Origin of the sequence: Streptomyces zaehneri (genome assembly GCF_032248645.1) — a bacterium.
In the GTDB taxonomy this organism is placed as follows: Bacteria; Actinomycetota; Actinomycetes; order Streptomycetales; family Streptomycetaceae; genus Streptomyces; species Streptomyces coriariae.
The window spans coordinates 61,837-87,648 of sequence record NZ_JASTTJ010000032.1 but is presented as its reverse complement, the minus strand read 5'-3'; the positions used below and the strand labels follow the sequence as shown (position 1 = coordinate 87,648).

The window sequence follows — 25,812 nt, the reverse complement described above, 5'->3', positions numbered from 1 at the left end:
TCGCCGCCCGACGTCATCGGCAGCAGGGCGCCCAGCGCGGTGGCGCCGTCGGCGTCGCGCTTGAACCAGATGTTCGGGAACGCCAGGAAACGGTGCCACGCCACACCCATGTTGGTGTTGAGCGAGATGACGATCATCCAGATGAACGAGACGCTGATCTTGATCATCGCGACCAGGTAGACCAGGTTCTCCAGCGTGCCCTCGTCCAGCCCCCTGAAGGCGGCGACCAGCCCGTAGGAGACCAGGTACGCAGGTTCCCAGTGCTCGACGCCCGCGAGGGCGCCCTCCAGACCGCGCAGCGTCATGATCGCGATGCCGATGGTGATGATGACGGACTCGATGAAGTACGCCTGGCCGGACTTGGAGCCGGCGAAGCGGGACTTGCGGCCGGGGCGCGCGGGCAGGTTCAGCTGCCGGATCACGATGAGCACGGCGATGCCGGCCACCGTGAGCGTGCCGATCACCTCGACGAAGAGCTCGTAGGGCAGCCAGTGCCCGAGGACGGGAAGCGCCCAGTCCACCCGGAACAGCTGGCCGGTGGCGTTCACCAGCGTCACGAGCAGCGTGTAGAAGCCGATGGCCACGCACCAGTGCGCCACCCCGATGACGCCCCACCGGTTCATCCGCGTGTGGCCGAGGAACTCCTTCACCACCGTCACGCTGCGCTGGTAGGGGCGGGCGGTCCGGCTGCCGGCGGGCACCGGCTGGCCCAGCCTGACGTAGCGGAATAACTCGCCGAGGGCGCGGACGAACAGGGCGGTGCCGACGGTGATGAATGCCAGCGAAACGATGATCGCGGCGAGTTGCATGGGCGGGCTCCTCGAACCTGCGAGAGCGAAGCTACGAACCTGCGAGAGCAAATCTACTAAGCGGTAACTTATGTGTCCGGGTCTGAGACTACCCACTTCGCGCCCTGCAATGAAGCCGGGATCACGGTGACCTGTGTCGCCGCGGCCGCCGTGCCGGCGGCCGCCCGGCCCCGCCCCCGTCCCCGCCGAACACCGGTCACGGCGCGCGGAGTTGGCGTGCGCGGCGGCCGCCCGCGCCGGCCGGCCCGCCGCGCGGCACAAGAGCGCTCGAGGCGGAATCCACCGTTCCTCGAGGCGCCCCCCGAGAAACGGAGAGGGGCGACGCCCCCGGGTCCTGCCGCCCTGTTCGCCCGCGGGCCGCTCTCAGCCCGCTCTCGAGCAGCACTTGAGGCGGTGCGGCCACTGTGGGACCCCACCCCGTGCGGCCCGGGGCACAGGTACAGGAGGGTGCCATGTCGGACGAACAGCCAGTGCGGCTCTACTGTTTCGCGCACTCCATCGGGGGCGAGTCGCTCTTCGAGCACTGGGCGGCGAGCGCCGGACCCGGAGTCGAGGTGGTCCCGGTCTCCCTGCCCGGCGGCGACCGGCGGCGCAGCGAACCCCGGGTGAGCACCCATGAGGCGCTCCTCGCCGACGTGCTGCCCCTGTTCACCGATGCCCACCGCGGCCCCTACGTCCTGTACGGGCACGGTCTGGGCGCGATGGCCGCCCTGGCCGTCACGCGCGCCCTGCACGAGGCCGGCCTGCCCGGCCCCGCGCTCCTCGCCGTCGGCGCCCACTCACCGCCGCAGGTGTACGCCGGGCTGCCCGACGTGCGCGGGGCGACGGACGCCGAACTGCTGCACGTGCTCGGCGGCAAGGGCGCCGTGCCGCCCAGCAGCGACGAGGGGATCCTCCTGCGGGCCATGCTGCCGGTGCTGCGCGCCGAACTGGAGCTCACCCGGGCCCTGGACGAGGCGGCCCGCAGGCCCTCCTGCGCGGGCCCCCTCACCACCCCGCTCCTCGTCGTCGCCTCACAGGACAACCCGCTGGCGCCGCCCACGGCCGCCGACGGCTGGCGGCAGTGGACCGCGGGGCCCGCCTGGACCCGCACCGTCCCCGGCCGTCACTTCTTCGTGTGCGGCGGCCGCGAACTGCCCCGGCTCCTGGGCCGCGCCTGCCGCGTCACCCGCCGCCTGGCCCGGCAGCCCGCGCCCGTCGGCTGAGCCGCGTGACCCGCCCGCCCGGCGCGGGCCCCCGGCGCCGGCACGCCGCCCCGCCCCCCCGCCGCGTGCCCGCACGTCAGCCGGCGACGGCGGCGGCGGCCGCGGCGGCGCTCCGGCCGGACGCCGGTCCGCTCATGATCCAGCGGTTCTCGTCCGGCCGTCTGAAACCTGTACGTGTTCCGCCCCCGTCCCCGTCCCCGTCCCCGTCGGCGCAATGTGAAGAGAGGTGTCCGGATGTCTGGTGAGCGTGTCGACACGGCGACGCACACGGTGCACGTGGCCGCGCCCGCCGGCGTGGTCTACGCCGTGCTGGCCGATGCGGCGAAACTGCCGCTCTGTTTCTCCCCGAGCGTCCATGTGGAGCGCCTGGAGAGCGACGGCGAACGAGAGCGCCTGCGGATGTGGTCCCTCCTGGACGGGCAGCTGAAGTCGTGGACCTCCTGGCGGCACCTGGACCCGGTGCAGCGCCGCATCGAGTTCCGCCAGGAACTGCCCGCGGCCCCGCTGAACTCGATGCGCGGCACCTTCCACGCACGCTCGCGGGGCCCGCACCGCACCGAGCTCGAGCTGCTGTACGACTTCAGCGTCGCCGGCGACCGGCCCGAAGCCGGGGCGTGGGCATGGCGGGTCGCCGACGCGAGCAGCCGCACCCAGCTCGCCGAGCTCAAGAGCTTCGCCGAACGGTGGACGCGCCTGGACGACCTGGTCCTGTCCTTCGAGGACTCGGTGCGCGTCAACGGCCCGGCCGAGCTGGTCTACGACTTCCTCTACCGGGCCGGGGACTGGCCCGACCTGGTACCGCACGTCACCCGGGCCGACCTCACCGAGGACGCGCCCGGCGTGCAGCGCCTGACCATGCAGACCCTGACCGAGTACGGCTCGCACACCTCGGACTCGGTACGGATCTGCTTCCCGCACGCGGGACGCATCGTCCACAAGCAGACCGCGCCCCACACCCTGCTGGAGGCGCACACCGGCGAATGGTCCGTCGTCCCCGACGAGTTCGGGGTGACCGTCATCGCCCAGCACAGCGTCGTGCTGCGCGAGGAGAACATCACCGCCGTGCTGGGCGGGCACGCGGGCCTGGGACAGGCGCGCCGCCATGTGCGGGAGGAACTCGGCCGGGACAGCCGGGCCCTGCTCGCCCATGCCAAGCGGCACGCGGAAAGCGCCGTGCGCATGCTGTGACACCGGCCCCGCCCGCACGGCCCCCGCACCGCTCCCGCCCGCCGGGCCGCCAGGCGGACGCAGCACACCGGCCGCACCGGCCGCACCCGCTCACCCGCGCGCAGGCGTGCAGGCGTGCAGGCGAGCGGCGGGACCCCGGCTGCCGTGCCCTGCGTCCTGCGTTCTGCGCCCGCGCAGCCGTCGTGCGGGCTCGGGCACCGCTCGGGCACCGCTGCACACCCGCTCGGGAAAACGGACTTCGGTGCCTGCTGCAACTAGCCTGGTCAACCCGACCGTTGCGGACTCCCGCGGACCAGGAGGCGCCATGCAGCACAACCCGTACGCCACAACCCCGGCACACCCCGCACCGCGCCCGCTCCGCATGCCCGCCCGCCGCCCGCATCCCGCCGGGCACGCACCGTCCGTCACGCCCTAGGGCCGGATCCGGCAGGCCGGCCACCGGCACGGCGCCCGGATCCCCACCAGGACCGGGCGAGTGCCACCTCACAGCCCGTACAGCGCCCAGAGAAAGGAGAGAGGGGAACGCGCCGGCCCCAGCGGCACCCCCCGGACAGGCATGACTGTTTCCCGCTCCTCGCGCGAGGCGATCTCCGTGGTCGTCGCCCCCGGGCCCGCCCCGTACGCGGCCCCGTGGGACCTCGAGCTGCGCGGGCCCCTCGACCCCGCCGCCCTGGAACACGTCCTGGACGAGCTCACCGCCGGTGAGCCGGCCGGCACCGTGCCCCGGCACCGGCTGCTGCGGCACGGCCCCGACCATCACACGCTCCGGTTCACGGCGGCGCAGGGGGCGGCCGCCTCGCACGTGGTGGGCCGCATCGCCGACCTGCTCACCGAGCCGCGCGCCACCGACCGCCCGCTCGCCCCCGCCCAGTGCGCGGTCCTCACACCCGCCGCCGGACACCGCTACGAGGCGGTGTTCATCGAACCGGCTGCCGCGCTGGACGCGGCCGCCGTACGCGAGGCGCTGCACGCGGTCCTGGCCGCCCACCCTCAGCTGCGCTCCCGCCCCGGCCCCGCGGGCGACCGGCTGACCGGGCAGCCGCTGACAGCCGGCCGGACCGCGGGCAGGGCCGGAGCCGCGGCCGGGGCCGGCCCCGAGACCGGCCCCGAGACCGGCCCCGAGACCGGCCCCGAGACCGGCCCCGAGACCGGCCCCGAGACCGGCCCCGAGACCGGCCCCGAGACCGGCCCCGGGGCTGCGCCTGTGGCCGCGGATGGAGGCGGTCACGATCCCTTGGCGGAGGGGGAGTTCAGCGACGAGGCCGGCTTCGCCGCGGCTGTCGCCTCGGTCGGCCGCACCCTCGATGCGTACCTGGGCGTCCAGCTGCGGGCCCTGCTCGCCAGGGACCGCCGTCCGGCAGGGCCGCGTGCCGACCGGCTCGCCGTGGTGGTCCATGAACTCGCCGTGGACGCCGCGTCCTGGCAGATCCTGATCGAGGACCTGACCGCCGCCCTCGGCGCGGCCGCGCCCGCAGTCGCGGCGCGGCCGCGGCATGCCCCGGACGGCCTGGCCGACTGGGTCACCGCACTGCGGGAGCTGGCCCGCGACCCGGACGAGGCCCGCCACTGGAGCGCTGTCGCCGAGCGCAGGTCCCGGGCGCTCGGCTCCCGCCCCTCCGCACGGGTGACCCGGCCCGGCGACAGGACCGCCACCGTCCCCGCCGACGCCCGGGACACCGCACCCGGCACGATCCGGCCCACCGGCTCCGCCGAGGACTCCGCCCAGGCCCCCGCCGAGGACGTCGCCCAGGCCCCCGCCCAGGACTTCGCTCACGACCGCGGCCAGGGCTGCGCTCACGACCGCGGTCAGGACCCCGGCCAGGGCTGCGCTCTGTGCTTCGTCCTGGACCAGGAGGTGACCGAGCGGATCACCCAGGGCCTGGCCCAGCGGCTCGCGTTGACCGCCGGGCAGATCCTGACCGGCGTGTTCGCCCTGGCCCTCGCCCGCTGGCAGGGCACCGACGACATCAGCCTCGACGTCCGCAGCGACCCCAGGCCCGGCCACCAGGGCCTACGGCGTCACGTGGGCCGGCTCACCGACCTGCACCCGGTCCACCTCACCCTGGAACCCGGCCTCGACCCCCTGGGCCAACTGGCCGCGCTGGCCGGACAACTGGCCGCCGCCGCGGGCCACGCCACGGGCGGCGCGGGATTCGGGGCCTGCCGGGAGTGGAGCCCCGACCCGCTGCTGCGCGATGCCCTGCGCGAACTGGCGCCCGCCCAGGTCTGCCTGCACCTGCACGCTCCGGGCGGGCTGCCGCCCGGCTCCGTCCACCCCGTGCGCGGCAGCGCACAGCACCGCCCGGCCCGGCCCCTGCACACCATCGAGGCGCACGCCCGGATCGCCGGCGGCAGGCTGCACATCGGCCTCGAACCGGTCCACGACCTCACCGAAGGCATCACCGGCACCTCCGTGGCCGCCCTCGCGGACCTGCTGCGGGACCTGCTGACGCAGCTGGCCGACGCCTGCACCGCCCCCATCCCGTCCCTCTTCGAGGCCACCCCCCAGCAGTCGGCGCTGGTCACCGGCGGCGACGCGCGGCCCGGCACCGGCCGCCACGTCGAGCAACTCGTCTGGGTCTGGCACGGCCCGCTCGACCCGGAACGCTTCACCGCCGCCTGGCAGTCCGTCTTCGACTGCGAAGCGGTGCTGCGCACCGCGTTCACCGGCGGCCCCGAACCGCAGCTCATGGTGCACAGCCGGGTCACTCCCGACATCACCCGCCGCATCCACCGCGGCGACGACTGGTCGCCCCTCCTGGAGCGCGACCGGCTGCGCGGCTTCGACCTGCGCTGCCCCGGAGCACTGCGCCTGACCCTGCTGGAGACGGAGCACCCCGCACCCGACGGCACCGCCCCGCCCACCCGGATCGTGCTCACCTACCACCGGGCGCTCCTCGACACCTGGAGCGCACACATCCTGCTGCGCGAGTTCTACCGGGCCTACCTCGCCGGAGGCACCCTGCCCGGTGGCGAGCGCCGCCCCGACCTGCGCGACTACACCGCCTGGATCGCGGCCCAGGACCTGGAGCCCGTACGGGTGTTCTGGGCACACTCCGCGCCGCCGCCCGCCACCGCGGCGTCGCGACCCGGCCGCCCCGCGGGCAAGGCCCCGCGGCCGGCCGGGGTCGGCCGTGCCCGGCTGGGCCTGGACCCCGCGGAAACCATCCGCCTCGCGCGCTGGGCCGGCCTGTGGGGCACCGCGGAGAGCAGCGCACTGCAGGCCGTCTGGGCGATACTCATCCACCGCGCCTCCGGCGCCGCCGGCCCGGCCCCGGTCTGCTTCGCGGTCAGCGTTCCGGGGCGCGCGATACCCCTCGACGGCGTGGCCCGGATGCCGGGACCACTGCGCAACGCGCTGCCCATCACCGTCGAGGTGGACCCGGCGGGCACGCTGGCGGACCTGATGCGGCGGCTGCGCGACCACGCCCTGGACATGGCCGCCTACGAATGGGTCCCCGCCGACCTGATCCGTGCCCGGGGCCGGCACGGTCCGGGCACCGACCCCGCCGACACCGTCATCGTCTTCGAGGACCCGCCGCATCCCGTGGAAGGCCTGGAGGGCGAACTCGCCGCGCAGGGGATACGGGCCGAGTTCTCGGGCACCGTACCCGCCCGCTCGGTCCTGCCCATCGGGCTGCTCGCCCACCACGACAACGCCGGCGGCCTGGTCCTGACGGGAGTGCACGACCGTGACGTGCTCGACGAGGACGCGGCTGCCGAGCTGCTGGTGCAAAGTGCCCTGCTGCTGCGCGAACTGCCCTTGTGGGCCGCTGAGTCCACCACCGTCGCGGAGGTGCTGAAGCTTTTGCAGGGCAGGGCCGTACCGCGCATGGCCGACGCCGACGCAGCCGGCCGCGACGACACGCTGGCCACCCTGCGCGCGGCGGGACAGGAACAGGCGGGCACGATCTGCCTGATCCCGCCGCCGGGCGCGGCCGCGACCTGCTACGACCTGCTGCCCCCCGCCTATACGGGCCCGCAGGAACTGCTGGTGCTCACCGACGGCACCGACGCCGAGGACGCCGCACCCGCCCTGACCGCCCACGCGGCCGGCCGGCCCCTGCTGCTCGCCGGGTTCTCCGGCGCGGGCGCTCTCGCCTGCGACATCGCCCGGCGTATCGCGGCCGACGGCGGCCGCCCGCCCCGCGTGGCGCTCGCCGGCGCGTTCGCGGACGAGCGGGAGCGGGCCCGCACCCTCGCCCGCGCCCTGCAAGACGCCACCGCACCGGACCGCTGAGGCCACGCCACAAGGACGGAAAACCCCCACAGGACCGATCCAGGACAGGATCCAGGACAGGATCCAGGACAGGACCGATCCAGGACGGGACGGATCCGGAGCAGGACGGGACGCAGGCGGGACGGGCCGCAGGACGGACCGCACGGGCCGCAGAACGGACCGCAGGACGGATCCGGTGCAGAGCGGATCCGGTGCGGGACCGATCCGGGCGCCACGGCACCGGCACCCCCGCCCACGGCACCCCCGCCCACGGCACCCCCGCGCACGGCAGCTCCGGCGCGGCGGAGCACAGCCGGCCTGGGTGGTCCACTCCGCTGCTGTTCCGCCGCCCTTCAAGTGCTCCTCGTTCGAGGTCGCACATCGTGGCTGTGACACGGGCGGACCCTCGCCCGCCCCGCCCCGCCCCGCCGCGCCCTTCGCCTGGGCCATCAACCATCTGGAGAGTCATGTCCCGTCGTCTTTTCACCTCGGAGTCCGTGACCGAAGGACATCCCGACAAGATCGCGGACCGGATCAGCGACACGATCCTGGACGCGCTGCTGCGTCAGGACCCCGCCTCGCGGGTCGCGGTGGAGACGCTGATCACCACCGGCCAGGTCCACATCGCCGGCGAGGTCACCACCTCGGCCTACGCCCCGATCGCCCAGCTGGTGCGCGACGCCATCCTCGACATCGGCTACGACTCGTCGGCCAAGGGCTTCGACGGGGCCTCGTGCGGGGTGTCGGTGTCCATCGGCGCGCAGTCGGCGGACATCGCCCAGGGCGTGGACACGGCGTACGAGTCGCGGGTCGAGGGCGACGAGGACGAGCTGGACCGGCAGGGCGCCGGTGACCAGGGCCTGATGTTCGGCTACGCGACGGACGAGACGCCGAACCTGATGCCGCTGCCCATCGAGCTGGCGCACCGGCTGTCGCGCCGTCTGACGCAGGTCCGCAAGGACGGCACCGTCCCGTACCTGCGGCCCGACGGCAAGACGCAGGTCACCATCGAGTACGACGGTGACAAGGCGGTCCGCCTGGACACCGTGGTGGTCTCCTCCCAGCATGCCTCCGACATCGACCTGGAGTCCCTGCTCACGCCCGACATCCGCCAGGAGGTCGTCGAGCATGTGCTGGGACAGCTCGCCGACGAGGGCATCAAACTCGAGACGGAGGGCTACCGCCTGCTGGTCAACCCGACGGGACGCTTCGAGATCGGCGGCCCGATGGGCGACGCGGGCCTGACCGGACGCAAGATCATCATCGACACGTACGGGGGGATGGCCCGCCACGGCGGCGGCGCCTTCTCCGGCAAGGACCCCTCCAAGGTCGACCGCAGCGCCGCGTACGCGATGCGCTGGGTGGCCAAGAACGTCGTCGCGGCCGGCCTGGCCTCGCGGTGCGAGGCGCAGGTGGCGTACGCGATCGGCAAGGCCGAGCCGGTGGGCCTGTTCGTGGAGACCTTCGGCACCCACACCGTCGCGGTGGACAAGATCCAGCAGGCCATCGGGGAGGTCTTCGACCTGCGCCCGGCCGCGATCATCCGCGACCTCGACCTGCTGCGCCCGATCTACGCCCAGACCGCCGCCTACGGCCACTTCGGCCGCGAGCTGCCCGACTTCACCTGGGAACGCACCGACCGCGCCCAGCAGCTCAAGGCAGCCGCGGGCGTCTGAGCCCGACACCTGGACGGCCGGGCCCGACGGTCGCGGCCGACGCTGCGCACCACCGGCGATCAGCGACCCGAAGCGACCGAAGGAGTTCTTGTGCGCATCGCGGTGACAGGATCCATAGCCACCGACCACCTGATGGTTTTCCCCGGGCGGATCACCGACCAGCTGTTGCCCGACCAGCTCGCCCATGTCTCGCTGTCCTTCCTCGTCGACCGCCTGGAGGTGCGCCGGGGCGGCGTCGCCGCCAACATCGCCTTCGGCCTCGGCGGCTTCGGGCTGTCGCCGCTCCTGGTCGGGGCGGTCGGCACGGACTTCGCCGAGTACGAGGTGTGGCTGAAGGAGCACGGCGTCGACACCGCGGGCGTGCGGGTCTGCGCCGAACGGCAGACGGCCCGCTTCGTGTGCATCACCGACGAGGACGCGAACCAGATCGCCGCGTTCTACGCGGGCGCGATGACCGAGGCGCACGACATCGACCTGCGCGCCCTGTTCACCGGCCCCGGCCGGCCGGACCTGGTCCTCATCTCGCCGAACGATCCGTCGGCGATGCTGCGTCACACCAGCCAGTGCCGGGCCGCGGGCATCCCCTTCGCGGCCGACCCCTCGCAGCAGCTGGCCCGCCTGGACGGCGACCAGGTCCGTGCCCTGGTGGACGGCGCCACCTGGCTGTTCACCAACGAGTACGAGGCCGCGCTGCTGAAGGAGCGCACCGGCTTCGGCCACGACGACGTCCTCGCGGCCGCCGGCACCTGGGTGACCACCCTGGGCGAGAAGGGCGTGCGCATCGAACGCGCCGGACAGCCCCCGCTCGTCGTGCCCGCGGTCCCCGGCGCCGCCACGAGCGACCCGACCGGTGTCGGCGACGCCTTCCGCGCCGGTTTCCTGGCCGCCGTCGGCCACCGGGTGCCGCTGGAGGCCGCCGCCCGGCTGGGCAACGCGCTGGCCTTCGTGGTCCTCGGCGCGGTGGGCTCACAGTCCTACGAGGTCGACCCGGCGCAGCTGTCCGCCGTCGTCGAGCGAACCTACGGTCCCCGGGCGAGCGGCCCGCTCGCGTGCCTCCTCGGAGCACAGTCATGAGCGCCGGCCACCGCAGCCGCATCGCCGCGCTCCGCGAGGCGCTCGCCACCCGCGTGGTGGTCGCCGACGGCGCGATGGGCACCATGCTCCAGGAACAGGAGCCCACCCTGGAGGACTTCGAGCAGCTCGAGGGCTGCAACGAGATCCTCAACGTCACCCGCCCGGACATCGTCCGCTCGGTGCACCGCGCGTACTTCGACGCGGGCGTCGACTGCGTCGAGACGAACACCTTCGGCGCCAACCACGCGGCCCTGGGCGAGTACGACATCGCCGGCCGCGTCCACGAACTGTCCCAGGCCGGCGCCCGCGTGGCCCGCGAGACGGCCGACGAGTACACCGCACGCGACGGCCGCCCGCGCTGGGTGCTGGGCTCCATCGGCCCCGGCACCAAACTGCCCACCCTGGGCCACGCCCCCTACACCGTCCTGCGCGACGCCTACCAGCAAAACGCCGAGGGCCTCGTCGCGGGCGGCGCCGACGCGCTGCTGGTGGAGACCACCCAGGACCTGCTGCAGACCAAGTCCTCCGTCCTCGGCGCCCGCCGCGCCCTTCAGGCCCTGGGCCTGGACGTGCCGCTCATCGTGTCCGTGACGGTGGAGACGACCGGCACCATGCTGCTCGGCTCCGAGATCGGTGCCGCGCTGACCGCGCTGGAACCCCTCGGCATCGACATGATCGGCCTGAACTGCGCGACCGGACCCGCCGAGATGAGCGAGCACCTGCGCTATCTGGCCCGCCACTGCCGCATCGGGCTGTCCTGCATGCCCAACGCGGGCCTGCCGGTGCTGGGCACGAACGGCGCCCACTACCCGCTGACCGCCTCCGAACTGGCCGACGCCCAGGAGAACTTCGTCCGCGACTACGGCCTCTCACTGGTCGGCGGCTGCTGCGGCACGACCCCCGAGCACCTGCGCCAGGTCGTCGAGCGGGTCCGCGGCATGGCCCCGGCACCGCGCGACCCGCGCCCCGAGCCCGGCGCCGCCTCGCTCTACCAGACGGTGCCGTTCCGCCAGGACACCGCCTATATGGCGATCGGTGAGCGCACGAACGCCAACGGTTCGAAGAAGTTCCGTGAGGCGATGCTGGAGGGCCGCTGGGACGACTGTGTGGAGATGGCCCGGGACCAGATCCGTGAGGGCGCGCACATGCTGGACCTGTGCGTCGACTACGTGGGCCGTGACGGCGTCGCCGACATGGACGAGCTGGCGGGCCGTTTCGCGACCGCCTCCACGCTGCCGATCGTCCTGGACTCCACCGAGGTCCCCGTCATCCGCGCGGGCCTGGAGCGGCTCGGCGGCCGGGCGGTGATCAACTCGGTCAACTACGAGGACGGCGACGGCCCGGAGTCGCGTTTCGCGAAGGTGACGGAGCTGGCGCGGGAGCACGGCGCGGCGCTGATCGCGCTGACCATCGACGAGGAGGGCCAGGCCCGCACGGTCGAGACGAAGGTGGCCATCGCCGAGCGGCTCATCGAGGACCTGACGACGAACTGGGGCATCCGGGAGTCGGACATCCTCATCGACACCCTGACCTTCACGATCTGCACCGGCCAGGAGGAGTCCCGGGGTGACGGCATCGCCACCATCGGGGCGATCCGCGAGCTCAAGCGCCGCCGCCCCGACGTGCAGACCACGCTGGGCCTGTCGAACATCTCCTTCGGTCTGAACCCGGCGGCGCGGATCCTGCTGAACTCGGTCTTCCTCGACGAGTGTGTGAAGGCGGGCCTGGACTCGGCGATCGTGCACGCGTCGAAGATCCTGCCCATCGCCCGGTTCAGCGAGGAGGAGGTCACCACCGCCCTCGACCTGATCCACGACCGGCGTGCCGAGGGCTACGACCCGTTGCAGAAGCTGATGGCGCTGTTCGAGGGCGCCACCACCAAGTCCCTCAAGGCGGGCAAGGCCGAGGAGCTGGCGGCGCTGCCGCTGGACGAGCGTCTCAAGCGGCGGATCATCGACGGTGAGAAGAACGGCCTGGACGCCGACCTCGCCGAGGCCCTCGAGACCCGTCCCGCCCTGGACATCGTCAACGACACGCTGCTGGACGGCATGAAGGTGGTCGGTGAGCTGTTCGGTTCCGGCCAGATGCAGCTGCCGTTCGTGCTCCAGTCCGCCGAGGTCATGAAGACGGCGGTCGCCTATCTCGAGCCGCACATGGAGAAGTCGGACGCGGAGGGCAAGGGCACCATCGTGCTGGCCACGGTGCGCGGCGACGTCCACGACATCGGCAAGAACCTCGTCGACATCATCCTGTCCAACAACGGCTACAACGTCGTCAACCTCGGTATCAAGCAGCCGGTCTCGGCGATCCTGGAGGCCGCCGCCGAGCACCGGGCCGACGTCATCGGCATGTCGGGTCTGCTGGTCAAGTCCACGGTGATCATGAAGGAGAACCTGGAGGAGCTCAACTCCCGCGGCCTGGCCGCGAACTACCCCGTCATCCTCGGCGGCGCGGCCCTCACCCGCGCCTACGTCGAACAGGACCTGCACGAGATCTACCAGGGCGAGGTCCGCTACGCCCGCGACGCCTTCGAGGGCCTGTACCTCATGGACGCCCTCATCGCCGTCAAACGGGGCGTGCCCGGCGCGAAACTGCCCGAACTCAAGCAGCGCCGGGTCAAGGCCACCACGCCCGCCCTCGTCGTACAGGAACACCCCGAAGAAGCAGGACGCTCCGACGTCGCCACCGACAACCGCGTGCCCGCACCCCCGTTCTGGGGCACCCGCGTCATCAAGGGCATCCCCCTCAAGGAGTACGCCAACTGGCTCGACGAGAGCGCCCTGTTCAAGGGCCAGTGGGGCCTGAAGCAGACCCGCAACGGCGACGGACCGAGCTACGACGAACTCGTCGAGACCGAGGGCCGGCCCCGGCTGCGCGGCCTGCTGGACCGCCTGCAGACCGACAACCTCCTCGAGGCGGCCGTCGTCCACGGCTACTTCCGTGCCGTCTCCAAGGGCGACGACCTGATCCTGCTGGACGACAACGGCTCCGAACTGACCCGCTTCACCTTCCCGCGCCAGCACCGCGGCCGCCGCCTGTGCCTGGCCGACTTCTTCCGCCCCCAGGAATCGGGGGACACCGACGTCGTCGGCCTCCAGGTCGTCACCGTCGGCTCCCGCATCGGCGAGGAGAGCGCGAAGCTGTTCGAGTCGAACTCCTACCGCGACTACCTCGAACTGCACGGCCTGTCCGTACAGCTGGCCGAAGCCCTCGCCGAGTACTGGCACGCACGCGTGCGCTCCGAACTCGGCATCGCCTCGGCCGACCCGGACTCCCTGGACGCCATGCTGCGCACCGAGTACCAGGGCTGCCGCTACTCCCTGGGCTACCCGGCCTGCCCCGACCTGGAGGACCGCGTGAAGATCGCCGGCCTGCTCCGCCCGGAGCGCATCGGCGTCCACCTGTCCGAGGAGTTCCAGCTGCACCCCGAACAGTCCACGGACGCCATCGTCGTGCACCACCCACAGGCCAGCTACTTCAACGCCGGAGGCCGCCCATGACCACCCTGCGCGACACCCTCGGCCGGGGGACCCCGTCGTTCTCCTTCGAGTTCTTCCCGCCGAAGACCGCCAACGGCGAGCGGACGCTGTGGGAGGCGATCCGCCGCATCGAACCCCTCGCGCCGGCCTTCGTCTCGGTCACCTACGGCGCCGGCGGCTCCTCCCGGGACCGCACCGTCGAGGTCACCAAACGGATCGCGACCGACACCACCCTGCGCCCCGTCGCCCATCTGACCGCGGTCGGCCACTCGGTGGCGGAACTGCGCCACATCATCGGCCAGTACGCCGACGCCGGCGTGCGCGACGTCCTCGCCCTGCGCGGCGACCCGCCCGGCGACCCCAACGCCCCCTGGAGACGGCACCCCGACGGCTTCACCCACGCCCACGAACTGGTCTCCCTGGTCAAGGAGTCGGGCGACTTCAGCGTCGGCGTGGCGGCCTTCCCCGAGCGCCATCCGCGCTCGCCGGACTGGGACAGCGAGATCCGCCACTTCGTCGCCAAGTGCAGGGCGGGCGCCGACTACGCCGTCACCCAGATGTTCTTCCGAGTCGAGGACTACCTGCGGCTGCGCGACCGGGTGGCCGCCGCGGGCTGCGACACCCCGATCATCCCGGAGATCATGCCGGCCACCGACGTACGCCAGATCGCCCGCTTCGCCGCCCTCAGCGGCGCCGCCTTCCCCGAGGACCTGGCCCACCGTCTGGACGCCGTGCGCGACGAGCCCGCCGAAGGCCACCGCATCGGCGTCGAGCACGCCACCGCCATGGCCCGGCGGCTCCTCGCCGAAGGCGCCCCCGGACTGCACTACATCACGCTGAACCGCTCGACGGCGACGCTCGAAATCCACCGCAACGTAGCGAACTCAAGGAGCACCCGGCATGTCCTCGCAGCCCAGCACTGACTTCACGGACTTCAAGGTCGCCGATCTCTCCCTGGCCGCCTTCGGCCGCAAGGAGATCACCCTCGCCGAGCACGAGATGCCCGGCCTGATGGCGATCCGCAAGGAATTCGCCGCCACCCAGCCGCTGGCCGGCGCCCGGATCACGGGCTCGCTGCACATGACGGTGCAGACCGCCGTGCTGATCGAGACCCTGGTCGCCCTGGGCGCCGAGGTCCGCTGGGTGTCCTGCAACATCTTCTCCACGCAGGACCACGCGGCCGCCGCGATCGCGGTGGGCCCGAACGGCACGCCCGACGACCCGCAGGGCGTCCCGGTCTTCGCCTGGAAGGGCGAGACGCTGGAGGAGTACTGGTGGTGCACGGAGCAGGCCCTGACCTGGCCGGGCAGCCCGACGGGCGGCCCGAACATGATCCTGGACGACGGCGGTGACGCCACGCTCCTGGTCCACAAGGGCGTCGAGTACGAGAAGGCCGGCAAGGTTCCGCCGGCCGAGACGGCCGAGAACGACGAGCACCGGGTCGTCCTCGAGCTGCTGAACCGCACCATCACCGAGGGCTCGCGGAAGTGGACGCAGCTCGCCTCGGAGATCCGCGGTGTGACCGAGGAGACCACGACGGGTGTCCACCGCCTGTACGAGATGCACCGCGACGGCAGCCTGCTGTTCCCGGCGATCAACGTCAACGACGCGGTCACCAAGTCGAAGTTCGACAACAAGTACGGCTGCCGGCACTCCCTGATCGACGGCATCAACCGCGCCACCGACGTCCTGATCGGCGGCAAGACCGCGGTCGTCTTCGGCTACGGCGACGTCGGCAAGGGCTGCGCGGAGTCGCTGCGCGGCCAGGGCGCCCGGGTCATCGTCACCGAGATCGACCCGATCTGCGCGCTGCAGGCGGCGATGGACGGCTACCAGGTGACCACGCTCGACGAGGTCGTCGAGACGGCGGACATCTTCGTCACCACGACCGGCAACAAGGACATCATCATGGCCGCGGACATGGCCAGGATGAAGCACCAGGCGATCGTCGGGAACATCGGCCACTTCGACAACGAGATCGACATGGCCGGCCTGGCGAAGATCGAGGGCATCGTCAAGGACGAGGTCAAGCCGCAGGTCCACACCTGGACCTTCCCCGACGGCAAGGTCCTCATCGTGCTGTCGGAGGGCCGCCTGCTCAACCTGGGCAACGCCACCGGCCACCCGTCCTTCGTGATGTCCAACTCCTTCGCCGACCAGACCCTGGCCCAGATCGAGCTGTTCACCAAGCCCGAGAAGTACCCGGTCGACGTCCACGTACTGCCCAAGCACCTCGACGAGAAGGTCGCCCGCCTCCACCTGGACGCACTCGGCGTCAAACTCACCACCCTGCGCCCCGAACAGGCCTCGTACATCGGTGTCGACATCGAGGGCCCCTACAAGCCGGACCACTACCGCTACTGAGCCCACCCCAAGGAGGACCAGGTGTACGACCCTTTGAAGGAGGACCACAGACAGCCCCAGGACGCCCCGGCCATGGCCCCGCCGCTCCGGCTCGCCGGCATCGACGAGGACGACACCACGGAGTCCCATCTCGTACGCGGTATCGACTGAAAACCCCGCCCCCGCCCAGGCGCGCTGCACACCCGCTGCAGCGCGCCTCGTCGGCATGCCCGCACCCTGCCGTGCCCGCACCCTGCCGCGCCGGGCCCGACGGCGCAGGCGGCCGCCGCAGCCGGCGCCGGCCGTGCCGCGCACCGGGCCCCGGGGCGGGGCGAAAACAGCACCGCCGTGCGCCACGCCTCCTCGATCGGTCCACGAGTGAACCTTGCCAGTCTCTGTAGGCAACGACGAGTGGAGGTGCGGAGGTGCAGACATGATTCGGGTACTGCGTGGCGCTCTGCGGCCGGTCAACGGCCTGCTGCGGGCTACGGGGCGGGCGCTGGCCTGCCTGGGAGCTGTCTATGTGGGCCCCGAGGCGGTCCAGGCCATAGACCCGTCCCGTTCCGCCGCACGCCCCAGGAGCCGCCTCGTGCGCTACGCCCAGGCACGGTTCCTGGAACTGCCGCCGGGGGCCGGCGGGCCGCCGCCCGCCCACCCCGAGCGGCTGCGGGGGGACATCCCGCTGTCCGAACAGGAAATGCTGCTCACCCGCGAACTGTGGCCGGCCCACGACCACGTCCGCGACGGCGGCTGACCCCCTCAAGGGCCTGCCCGGCGGACCGGTGCGCGGACCCCGCGTCCGCGCCCCGGCCCGCCGGGCAGGCCCGCAGCGACCCCGCACGGCACGCACAGGCGGCCCTGGCGCCGGCCCCCGCCGTCCGGGACGCAGCGCATCCGCCGGGAACGCACCCCACACGTACGGGAGTGCGTGGCCCGTCCCGGGGGCGCGCCGGGGCCCGCAGGCGCCGCCCGGACAGCTGCCGGCGGAGCAGGAACACCGGCGCGGCGGCAGGCGACCCGCGATCCGGGCGGCCGCCCGCCGCCGCGCCGCAGCCCCCGGCCGGGGCGGGGCGCGGGACGCCGGGCGCGGCCAAGGGCTGCCGGGGGCGGGCGGGGCGGGCCTCAGACGGTGGTGACGACCTCGCCGACGTCCAGGCGGGGCAGCCGCGGCCGCCGGGCGTCGGGGCCGGGCCGGCCGATGGTGACGACCATCGGCGGGGTGCGGCCGCCGTCCAGGAACTCCTCGCGCACGCCGGCGGCGTCGAAGCCGGCCATCGGCCCGGCGCCGGGACCGGCGGCGCGGATGCCGACGACGAAGTACGCCGCCTGCGGGGCTCCGTCGAGCAGGGCCGGCCTCTCACGCACCGTACGGCCGGCGTAGAGCACGTCCTTGACCTGCGGGAAACGGTGCGACCGCGGACGCAGCGCACCGACCCGGCGTGAGCGTCACGCAGCACATGGACGTCGCGTTTCATCAACTCCTGGGCGTGCGGGAACAGCCGGGGCAGCCGCGTGGGGAACTCGTTGCCGGCGGACAGGACCGCGGCCGGCGCGGCGGCGGCGGTCCTGGGCCGGTTGCCGGGCGCCATGTGCCGCACCGGGCGCTCACGGGTCTCGGGGGAGCGGACCAGGGTGATGCCCAGCGGACCGGGTCGGAGGCGGTGGGGCCGTACGTGACCAGGTCGTGGACGGCCCGGATCTGTTCGGCGGTCACCGGCTCCGGCTCCTCGGTGAAGGTGTCGGCGGCGCGGGCCTCACGCAAGAGGAGACCCCGGGCGGTGTCAGCCGGGTCAGCCGTGTCAGCGGTGGCAGCGGTGGCAGCGGTGGCAGCGGTGGCAGCGGTGGCAGCGGTGGCAGCGGGGCCGGCGCGGGCGGGTGCGCCCCGCGGCGGCCCCGGCGGGGCGGGGGGAGGGGCTCACCACTCGACCAGGGCGAAACTCGCGGCCATGCCGCCGCCGAAGCCGGCCAGCAGGATCAGTTCGCCCGGGCGGAAGGCGCCCTTGCGGACGGCCGCGTCCAAAGTGATCGGGATGGAGGCGGCTCCGGTGTTGCCCAGGTGCGTCACCGTCTTGTGCAGGGTGGCGCGGGGCAGCGACAGGTCCGCGAAGACCTCGTCGAGCATGACGCCGTTGGCCTGGTGCGGAACGAAGTGGCTGACGTCCTCGGGGCCGACGCCGGCCTCGTGCAGGAAACCCTTGACCAGCTGCGGCAGTTCCTCCACCACGAAGCGGCGCACCTCGCGCCCGTCCATCGCGAAGTACTGCAGCCCGGCGTCCAGGGCGTCCGGGCCGGCGGGCAGCCGGCTGCCGCCCGCGGGCACCTGGATCAGGTCCGCGAGAGCACCGAACGTGTGCAGGGCGACATGGCGCACCAGCGGGCCCCGCCCGGTCGGGCCCAGGACCATCGCACCGGCGCCGTCCCCGAACAGGATGACCGTCTTGCGGTCGGCCGGGTCGAGGATGCGCGAGTACACGTCGGCGCCGATGACCAGCGCGTGGCCGCCCCGCCTCAGAATGACGCCGCTGACCGCGGAGAGCGCGAACACGGTGCCCGAACACACCGCGTTGACATCGAACGCCGCGGTGCCGGACGCGCCGAGGTTGCGCTGGACATAGGCCGCCGTCGGCGGCTGGGGCCGGTCCGGCGTGGACGTGGCGACCGCGATCACGGACAGCTGCTCGGCCGTGATGCCGGCCGACTCCATCGCGGCCCGCGCCGCGGCCGTGGCCAGGTCCGACGTGGCCTGCTCCGGGGCGGCCCAGCGCCGCTCGCGGATCGCGGTCTTGCGGGTGATCCAGGCGTCGTCGACGCCGGCCGGCGCGCCCACCTCGTCGTTGGAGACGATCCGCTCCGGCACGTAGGCGCCCGTACCGAGGATCCTGACGTCCTTCATGGGGCTACCCGTACCGAGGATCGTGAGGTCTTCCATGCGGCTGCCCTCCCCTCAGGTGGTGTGGAAAAAGCGGTGTGAACAGGGCGCCGGGCAGGGGGCGGCCCGCGTGCGGCCGCCCCCTGCCCGTGCGGGCCCAGGCGTGCGAGGGCGTTCCCTTTTGGATCGGGTCGGATCAGGCCGCGGTGTCCGGTGCGGTGCACCGCAAAGGCGGAGCATGATCCGCGTACCGGGTGTACGCGGGCCGTGCGACAACGCCGCGAGGTGCCGCACCGCGCGCCGCGGACCCGGGCTGATCCGGAAGAAGCGTCCTAGCGCCGCTGGTAGAGGCGCTTGTGGCCGCTGATCCCGGCCAGCCGGAACGGCCCCGTGGTCTGCTCGGGGGTGGCGTGGTCGCCGCCGTCGGCGGGGAACCTGAACTCGTGCAGTGCCCGGTAGCCGGCGTAGTCGACCGGCGTGCGCCGGGCGATCGCCTCCTGGTTCGCCCCGGTCCGCAGGTGCGCGCGGTAGCCGGCGACCACGGTCCCGGCGAAGAACTCCGCGACGCTGCCGGAGCCGTAGCTGAGGAAGGCGACGGGCCGGCCCGTCAGGTCGTCGGCCTGGTCCAGCAGCGCTGCCAGGCCCAGGTACACCGAGGCGGTGTAGCTGTTGCCGATCACGGTGTTGTAGGCCGTGGTCTGCCCCAGGCCGCGGGCGATGGCCTCCTTGTCGGTGTCGTAGCCGCAGTAGTTCAGCAGGTGACGGTGGGCCTTGTAGGCCATCTTCGTGAACGGCTGGTGGTAGCAGAACGCGGCGAACTCCTCCAGCGAGCGGCCGCCCTGCTCCGCGTAGTCCTTCCAGGTGCCCTCCGCCGCCTGCAGATAGGCGCCGATGGACTCCTGCCCGTCGACCAGGGCCGTATCGCGGTAGTTCGGCCGCCAGAAGTCCATGACGTCGGCGGTGAACAGACCGGAGGGGTCCTCGATGCGCACCAGGGCGGGATCCACCCCGACCAGCATGGCCACCGCGGCCGCACCCTGGGTGGCCTCACCGGGGCTGTCCAGCTCGTACTTGGAGACGTCGCTGGCGATCACCAGGACCTGCTGGGCGGGGTCGCGCTGCACCAGGCCGATGGCGAACTGCAGGGCCGCCGTCGCCCCGTAGCAGGCCTGCTTCAGCTCGACGACACGGGTCGCCGACTGCAGCCCGAGCAGCGAATGGACGTACACCCCGGCCGCCTTCGCCTGGTCGATCGACGACTCGGTGGCGAACACGACCGTGCGGATACGGTCCTTGCCGTGCCGGGCGATGATCGGCGCGGCCGCCGCCGCCCCCATCGTCACGATGTCCTCGTCAGCGGCGGGAACACTCATCGACTCCTGGCCGATGCCCACGTGGTACTTGCCGATCTCGGTGCCGTTGTGTGCGGCGAGCGCCGTGTGCGGCAGGACGAACTCGCCGGTCGCAAACGACAGGTCGTGGATTCCGATGGATATGGACATACCTCATACACCAGCCTTCGCGGTCGTGTTGTCGCGTTCCAATTGCACGTGCGCACGCATGAGTTCACCCGGGTTGGTCTGCGCCGCGAGCAGCGACAGCTCACCGCACAGCACGGTGGCCGCCGCCAGGACGGCGAGCCGGCGGGCGTTCTGTCCGGGCTCGCGGTCGGCCTTGCAGCCCAGCCGGGTCAGATTCGTCTCCACGAACCCCAGGCCCTTGCCGTTGCCGACGGTGCCCACGATCAGGTTCGGCAGGGTGCAGGAGAAGTAGAGGTCGCCGTCACGGTCCTCGGCCATGACCACGCCCTGCGAGCCCTCGACGATGTTGGCCGCGTCCTGGCCGGTCGCCAGGTAGAACGCCAGCAGCATGTTGGCGTAGTGGGCGTTCGCCGAGCGGACCCCGCCCGCCAGGAGGGTCCCCAGCAGGTTCTTGCGGATGTTCAGCTCGACGATCCTGGCGGCCGTCGTGTGCAGCACGTCGGCCACCGCCTCGCGCGGCACGAGGAGTTCGGTGACCACGTTCTTGCCGCGGCCGAGGATGCCGTTGATCGCGCTGGCCTTCTTGTCGGTGCAGTAGTTCGCCGAGATCGATCCGTAGGAGATGCCCGCCACGGTCTGCAGCAGATGCCCCAGCAGCGCGTCGGAGGCGAGCGTGGCCATGTTGTGCCCGGAGGCGTCACCGGTGGAGAACTCGAACCGCAGGAACAGCAGGTTGGCCGTGATCTCGTGCCGGATGCCGATCAGCTGGGCGAACCGGCTGCAGCCGCGCACCACCTCGCGCAGCTCGTCGATACGGGCCTCGATGGTCCGCGCGGCCGTGAGCGCCGTCTGCGCGTCGGTCGCCTCGACGAGCACCGAGCGGGTCATCCGCTCGTCGACGAGGGTGGCGACGATCCCCTTCTCGGCCAGCCGGGAGACCTTCGCGCCGCGCCCCACGGAGGGCCACAGCGGCGACTCGTAGGTGGCGAGCGGTACCTGGGTCTCGGTGTCGGCGACGTTCCCCGAGATGCGCAGGGGGCCCACCCACCTCATCGGGATGCCGGCGATCGCGTGGGCATCAGTCATCGTGTGCTTCCCGTCATCTCGTGGAGGGCGTCGATGGAGCTGGAACGCTGGGCGAGGCGCCGCGTGTCGACGCCCCGGTCGGTACAGAAGGACCTCAGCGCGCCGTGGATCAGCAGATCGCAGCGTGCGAGGTCGGCGGGGGTGCGGGCGCCGAGCATGGTCTGCAGCGCCGCCAGCTGGTCGAGCCAGGCCGCGAGCTGCGCGATCAGCGCATCGACGCCGCCGTCGAGGAGCACGCGCAGGAACCCGCCGGACGATCCGACCGCGCCGGCGCCCAGGGCGAGGGCGCGGGCGACGTCCAGCGGATGGCGCACACCGCCCGAGGCCAGCAGCGGGAAACCGACGTCCTGCGCGTCCAGCAGACAGGCGGCGGTGGACTGCCCCCAGTCGTGCAGGTAGGCGTAGTCGGCCAGCTCACGCCGGCCGTTCTCGATCCGGGCGAAGTCGGTGCCGCCGCGGCCGCTGACGTCGGCCGCCCGCACACCCAGGCTCGGCAGCGCCAGGATCGTCTGACGGCTCAGCCCGTTGCCGACCTCCTTGACGATCACGGGGACGTCGACGGCCGCCGCGATCCGCTCGATCTGCGCCGCCCAGGACCCGAAGGAGCGGTCCCCCTCCGGCATGGGCGTCTCCTGCGCCGTGTTGAGGTGGATCTGCAGGGCGTCGGCCTCGATCAGGTCGACGGCGCGCCGCGCGTTGTCGGCCGACGCCGTCGCGTTGACGTTCGCCATGACGAACCCGTCCGGGTTCTCCTCGCGCAGCACCCGGAAGGTGCCCGCGCACGAGGGGTCCTTGAAATAGGCGTGCATGGAACCCGAGGCGATGGCCACCTTGCTCTCCCGGGCCGCGATGGCCAGATCCCGGTTGATGGCACCCGTCTTGACGCTGCCGCCGGTCATCGCGTTGATGTAGAGCGGCGCCCGCCAGCTGATGCCGGCGAACGTCGTGGCCAAGGACACGTCCGGCCGGTCGATGCCGGCCAGGGCGTGGTGGACGAACGACACCTCGTCGAACTGGTTGCGTCCGCTGTGCGCGTGCTGCTGCTCCATGGCGAGCCGGACGTGGTCGTCCTTGCGCTGGGCGCTGCTCATTCCTGGCTCCTTTCCAGGGCGGGACTCACCGGCAGGGGCAGCACCCCGGCCGCGGCCCACCGTTGCCGTACGTGCGGGAGGCGGTGGGCGGCGTCGGCGTCCAGCAGGGCGATGCCGCAGTCGCCTCCCCCCGCCCCCGAGGGCTTGGCCGCGCCGCCGGCTTCCTCGGCGGCGTCGCACAGGGCCGTCAGCTCGGGCGTGAAGATGCCCAGGCCGACTTCGTCGTCGAGGCGGGCCAGCTCCCGGCGGGCGCGCCGGATCTGGTGCAGCAGGCCCGGCCCGTCGCCGGTCTCGAGCGCGTCGACCGCGGCCCGGACGAAGCCGTTGGTGTTCCGCACGAACGCGCGGTGCGAGGAGGTGCCCCGCCAGGCCCGCCGGTGCAGGCCGGACACCAGGGAGGTGGTGGAGGCCGGGCTGCCGGTCCAGCCGACCTCCAGGCGCAGGCCGTCCGGCGGCGGCAGCCGGCGCACCGCGAACCCCGGCCAGTCGGCGGCCAGGGCCGCCTCGACGCCGCGGCTGCGCGCCAGGTGGAGGACATGGCCGCGGTCGGGCGCCCGGTAGGCGATCCAGCCGCCCCAGGTGCCGGCCGCGAGATCGCCGCCGGAACCCTGCGGATCGATCCGGGCCGTGGCGAGCAGCGCGAGCCGGAAGCGGTCCTCGCGCGAGAGCCGCAGCCCGCAGTACGACGCCACGGCGTCCACCGTCGCCACGGTCACCGCGCCGCTGGAACCCAGGCCGTACTTGCGGCCCGCCTCGTGCAGCGTGCTGGTGACCGCCACGCTCAACGCGGGCACCGGCAGGCCGCGTTCGGCCAGCAGCTCGCCCACGGTCTCGACCGCGGCCACCACATGCGCCGCCTCCTCGCCGCCCCCGCTCAGCCGGCCGCCCTGCCACTGCCGGCGCACCGCCCGCGGATACAGGTCGGAGGAGATCACCACACCGGCGCCGTCCGCGCCGGACACGGTGACGGTGATGTACCGGTCGACCGCCACCAGGATCGCCGTGTTGCCGGGGTCCACCACCGCGTACTCGCCCGCGACGAACAGCTTGCCCGGCGCGCGCCGCACGACGGTCCCCCGGGTGGTCATCGTGCGTCCCCGTCCAGCAGCCGGGCGCCCGGGCCCGGTCCGGCGATGTGCACCGCGCGGCCCGGGGCGGCGCCGCGCACGGCCGCGGCCACCCGCTCCGCGTCCGCGCGCCGGCACAGCACCTTGACGTTCGGCCCGGCGTCCATGGTCACGTAGGCCGCGGTCCCCTCCCGCCGCAGCTGCAGCACCGCGTCGAGCACGCTCAGCGAGGCCGGCGACATGTACCGCACGGCGGGACGCGCCGCCAGCATCGTGGCGTGCATGCCGAGCGCGTTGCGCTCCGCGACCTCTCCGACCGCGTCCAGGTCGCCGCGGCCCAGCGCCGCCCGCATGTCGGCCAGGTCGGCCCTGCTCGAACGCGCCCACGGCTCGTACAGCGGTGAGGTGTCGACGGTGCGGCGCATCGCCTCACGGCTGGAGAGCGCCTTGGGGCCCGCGTCGACGACCGCGATGACCAGCGCCGGGTCGAACCGCTCGGCCGCGTGCACCGGTTCGGCGTACGAGCTCAGGTCCGCCTGCTCGTCCGTGCCGCCGCGCACACCGGCGTGCCACACGGCGAAAGCGCCGAAGATCGACCGCGAGGCCGATCCGGATCCGCGCCGGGCCAGCCGCGACAGGGCGGTGGCATCCGAAGCGAGCCCGTACGCGGCGGCGGCGGCGACGGCCAGGGCGGCGAAACCGCTGGCCGAGGACGCCAGACCCGCCCCGGTGGGGACGGTGTTCTCGGTGTCGACCACGGCCCGGTGGCCGAGCGCGGCCCGCTCCCGTACGAGGTCCAGGAATCCGGCGATCCGCCGGCGGGCCTCTCCCGTCGCCGGTGCGCCGTTGAAGGTGAGCGTGTCGTGCTCCGCGCCGGGGGCGAGCCGGACGCGGGTGGTCGTGGGGAAGACGTCCAGGGTCATCGACAGGCTGTCGGTGCGGGGCAGGAACAGCCGCTCGTCGCTCTTGCCCCAGTACTTCACCAGCGCGATGTTCGGGTGCGCGACGGCGGTGACGGTCACCGCCTCGCCGTCCTCGGACGGGCGCACCGGCGCGGTCCGCTGTTCAGAGCGCATGATCGGCGAGCCTCCTCAGCGGCACGACCCACGTCTGCACGGCGCCGGCCTCGTGCAGCTGCCCGGCGACCTGCCGGGCCCGCTCCGGCTGGGTCAGGGCCAGCACACAGCCGCCCAGACCACCGCCGGTGATCTTCGCGCCGAGACTGCCCGCCCCCAGCGCCGCCTCGACCATCGTGTCGATCCGGCCGGTGCTCAGGCCGGCCGCCCGCAGCAGTTCGTGATAGTCCGTCATCCGCGCGCCCAGCAGGGCTGGTTCGCCCCCGGCGAGGGCGTGGCAGGCCTCGTCGACGAGCCGCGCCGCGGCGCGCAGGAACCGCTCCCGCCCCGCGGCCTGGCTCCTGAACCCCTCCCGCAGCAGTTCCACGGCCTCCCTGGTGCTGCCGGCCGTGCCGCTGTCGGCGATGATGAACAAGCCCTCGCAGCCGATGCTCAGTTCCTGCGCCCTGCCCTCGTGGAACAGCAGCGGCGCCGACGCTCCGACGGTCATGGCGTCGACGCCGCTGGCCCGGCCGTGCGTCACGTTCTCCGCCGTCTGCACCAGGTCGAACGCCGTGCTCTCGCTCAGTTCGCGGCCGAACAGGTCGGCCAGGGCCAGGACGATCGCCCGCGAGTTCGCCGCGCTGGAGCCCAGCCCGCGCCCGGGCGGGATCGCGCCGTCGAGAATCACGTCCAGGTGCGGCCGGCCCGGCACGCCCATGCGCGCCTTGAAGGCGTCGGTCAGCCGCCGCAGACCGTCGGAGGCCTGGGTCACCACCGCCCGGGAGGCGGAACCGGTCATGGTGAAGGACAAGTCGCCCTGGGCGTCGCCGGCCTGGGACGACCACCCCGCGCTGGCCGTGACCGTCAGCTGCGGAACCGGCAGGGCGAGCGCCGGCGTCCCGTAGACCACCGCGTGCTCGCCCAGCAAAATGGCCTTGGCGTGGGCGCGGCCGATACCGACCGAGCGAACCCGGCCGCCTTGTGAGACCCCCTCCACTGAGGTCGGTAGCGTCAACGCACTCAGCTCCCCTTGTCGTTTCTGCATAGAGATCGCAACGTCCAGATCGATAGGAAGGAATGAGGCCGGGCATCAGGCCGGCGCGGATTCCCCGCAGGCTGCATGGCGGCGGCCGGCACCCCGCCCCCGGCGGCGGCCGGGCGGCCGCC

The 25,812-nt window shown here is 73.1% G+C and carries 17 protein-coding genes and 2 pseudogenes; 10 read left to right on the top strand and 9 right to left on the bottom strand.

Going from position 1 to position 25,812, the window contains the following annotated elements; genetic code table 11:
* Window positions 1-809, bottom strand: a pseudogene (locus QQM72_RS36760) (Fe-S oxidoreductase); the annotation flags it as partial.
* Window positions 810-1,261: 452 nt separating this feature from the next.
* Between QQM72_RS36760 and QQM72_RS36755 the strand changes: the two are divergent.
* The 10 genes from QQM72_RS36755 (at window position 1,262) to QQM72_RS36710 (ending at window position 16,747) form a co-directional block, all read left to right on the top strand.
* Window positions 1,262-2,014 (top strand): thioesterase II family protein, encoded by a 753-nt coding sequence (locus QQM72_RS36755; RefSeq protein ID WP_314225133.1) that lies wholly within the window; start codon window positions 1,262-1,264, stop codon window positions 2,012-2,014.
* A 234-nt stretch (window positions 2,015-2,248) separates the two neighbouring features.
* Window positions 2,249-3,202 carry an aromatase/cyclase gene (locus tag QQM72_RS36750; RefSeq protein ID WP_314225132.1) on the top strand — a complete coding sequence of 318 codons (954 nt, stop codon included), beginning with the start codon at window positions 2,249-2,251 and terminating at the stop codon, window positions 3,200-3,202.
* A gap of 556 nt (window positions 3,203-3,758) precedes the next feature.
* Window positions 3,759-7,442 carry a condensation domain-containing protein gene (locus tag QQM72_RS36745; protein WP_314225131.1) on the top strand — a complete coding sequence of 1,228 codons (3,684 nt, stop codon included), beginning with the start codon at window positions 3,759-3,761 and terminating at the stop codon, window positions 7,440-7,442.
* Between the two features lie 446 nt (window positions 7,443-7,888).
* Window positions 7,889-9,097 carry a methionine adenosyltransferase gene (metK, locus tag QQM72_RS36740; RefSeq protein ID WP_314225130.1) on the top strand — a complete coding sequence of 403 codons (1,209 nt, stop codon included), beginning with the start codon at window positions 7,889-7,891 and terminating at the stop codon, window positions 9,095-9,097.
* Between the two features lie 90 nt (window positions 9,098-9,187).
* Entirely contained in the window at window positions 9,188-10,171 is a 984-nt protein-coding gene (locus QQM72_RS36735; protein ID WP_314225129.1) for a carbohydrate kinase family protein, read from the top strand.
* Window positions 10,168-13,671: a methionine synthase gene (gene metH, locus QQM72_RS36730; RefSeq protein WP_314225128.1), complete on the top strand. Its 3,504-nt coding sequence runs from the start codon at window positions 10,168-10,170 to the stop codon at window positions 13,669-13,671. Before QQM72_RS36735 ends, metH begins: the two co-directional genes overlap by 4 nt.
* Window positions 13,668-14,573, top strand: coding sequence for a methylenetetrahydrofolate reductase [NAD(P)H] (gene metF, locus QQM72_RS36725; RefSeq protein ID WP_314225127.1), 906 nt, complete (start codon window positions 13,668-13,670; stop codon window positions 14,571-14,573). The genes metH and metF overlap by 4 nt, the downstream gene beginning before the upstream one ends.
* A complete protein-coding gene (gene ahcY, locus QQM72_RS36720; protein ID WP_314225126.1) occupies window positions 14,551-16,014 on the top strand; it encodes an adenosylhomocysteinase in 1,464 nt (487 codons plus the stop codon). The genes metF and ahcY overlap by 23 nt, the downstream gene beginning before the upstream one ends.
* Before the next feature lie 21 nt (window positions 16,015-16,035).
* Window positions 16,036-16,164 carry a surface protein gene (locus QQM72_RS36715; RefSeq protein WP_314225125.1) on the top strand — a complete coding sequence of 43 codons (129 nt, stop codon included), beginning with the start codon at window positions 16,036-16,038 and terminating at the stop codon, window positions 16,162-16,164.
* Window positions 16,165-16,426: 262 nt separating this feature from the next.
* Window positions 16,427-16,747 carry a DUF6059 family protein gene (locus QQM72_RS36710; protein ID WP_314225124.1) on the top strand — a complete coding sequence of 107 codons (321 nt, stop codon included), beginning with the start codon at window positions 16,427-16,429 and terminating at the stop codon, window positions 16,745-16,747.
* A 368-nt stretch (window positions 16,748-17,115) separates the two neighbouring features.
* Here the strand turns inward: QQM72_RS36710 and QQM72_RS36705 are convergent.
* The 8 genes and pseudogenes from QQM72_RS36705 to mvk form a co-directional block, all read right to left on the bottom strand.
* Window positions 17,116-17,755: pseudogene (locus QQM72_RS36705) on the bottom strand (malonic semialdehyde reductase).
* Between the two features lie 153 nt (window positions 17,756-17,908).
* On the bottom strand, window positions 17,909-18,886 hold the full coding sequence (locus tag QQM72_RS36700; RefSeq protein WP_314225135.1) for a 3-oxoacyl-ACP synthase III family protein: 978 nt from the start codon (window positions 18,884-18,886) through the stop codon (window positions 17,909-17,911).
* A 308-nt stretch (window positions 18,887-19,194) separates the two neighbouring features.
* Entirely contained in the window at window positions 19,195-20,364 is a 1,170-nt protein-coding gene (locus QQM72_RS36695; RefSeq protein WP_314225123.1) for a hydroxymethylglutaryl-CoA synthase, read from the bottom strand.
* A gap of 3 nt (window positions 20,365-20,367) precedes the next feature.
* Window positions 20,368-21,429: a hydroxymethylglutaryl-CoA reductase gene (locus QQM72_RS36690; protein ID WP_314225122.1), complete on the bottom strand. Its 1,062-nt coding sequence runs from the start codon at window positions 21,427-21,429 to the stop codon at window positions 20,368-20,370.
* Window positions 21,426-22,520: a type 2 isopentenyl-diphosphate Delta-isomerase gene (gene fni / locus QQM72_RS36685; RefSeq protein ID WP_314225121.1), complete on the bottom strand. Its 1,095-nt coding sequence runs from the start codon at window positions 22,518-22,520 to the stop codon at window positions 21,426-21,428. Before fni ends, QQM72_RS36690 begins: the two co-directional genes overlap by 4 nt.
* Window positions 22,517-23,608, bottom strand: a complete 1,092-nt coding sequence (locus tag QQM72_RS36680; RefSeq protein ID WP_314225120.1) for a phosphomevalonate kinase — start codon at window positions 23,606-23,608, stop codon at window positions 22,517-22,519. The genes fni and QQM72_RS36680 overlap by 4 nt, the downstream gene beginning before the upstream one ends.
* Complete coding sequence (gene mvaD, locus QQM72_RS36675) at window positions 23,605-24,663, bottom strand: diphosphomevalonate decarboxylase (RefSeq protein ID WP_314225119.1); 1,059 nt, start codon at window positions 24,661-24,663, stop codon at window positions 23,605-23,607. Before mvaD ends, QQM72_RS36680 begins: the two co-directional genes overlap by 4 nt.
* A complete protein-coding gene (gene mvk / locus QQM72_RS36670; protein WP_314225118.1) occupies window positions 24,653-25,660 on the bottom strand; it encodes a mevalonate kinase in 1,008 nt (335 codons plus the stop codon). The genes mvaD and mvk overlap by 11 nt, the downstream gene beginning before the upstream one ends.
* Window positions 25,661-25,812 lie beyond the last annotated feature (152 nt).